At 76.7% G+C, this 661-nt stretch carries 1 pseudogene; it reads right to left on the bottom strand.

Annotated features, from left to right (window positions below):
- Positions 1-661: pseudogene (locus SM447_RS29360) on the bottom strand (hypothetical protein); the annotation flags it as partial.

Below are 661 nucleotides of genomic sequence, written 5' to 3'. Positions count from 1 at the left end.
CCGGCTGCGAAGAGGCCACCGGCGCGTCCGAGCCGGTACGCGGCGCGGGCACCGCCGGGCGGCGCAGGCTCGCCGACAGCGGCAGGTGCTCACCGACCGGCCCGGCCGCCAGCTTGCGGGCGATCAACCCGGACTGGTGCGTGGTGCCGTTGCGCGCGTCGAAGCGCTCGGCCAGCGCGGTCGCCGTACCGGCCAGCTCGTCGGCGAGCGCGCCCACCGGTACGTCGGCGGCCGGCCGCTCGCCGGAGGCGCGGCGGTGCACAGTCAGCTCGGTCGGCACCTGGCGCAGCGCCGCCGAGGCGGCGGCCGCGAAGTGCATCGCGGCTGCCGGGGTGGGTGCCCGGTCCAGCCAGTCCAGGTGCCGCTCGACCAGTTCCAGCGCCCGCGCCTCGTTGCCGGTCACGGTGCAGAACTCGACGTGGTCGGCGATGTCCCACAGGTCCGAGAGGTTGCCGCGCAGCCGGCGGTACGCCTCCCGGTGCGCGCCGCGCGCGTCGTCGTGCCGACCGGTGCGCAGGTACGGCACGAGCAGCGCGGTCAGGATGGCCTGCGGCTGTTCGGTGCAGGTGAGCCGGCCGGCCAGCACCGGCTCGGCGAGCGCCACCGCCTCGGCGTACCGGCCGGTGTCGGACAGGTACTGCACCTCCGTGGTCGGGTCGCA

Source organism: Micromonospora aridisoli, from assembly GCF_056150025.1.
This window is presented reverse-complemented; position numbering and strand designations above follow the sequence as displayed.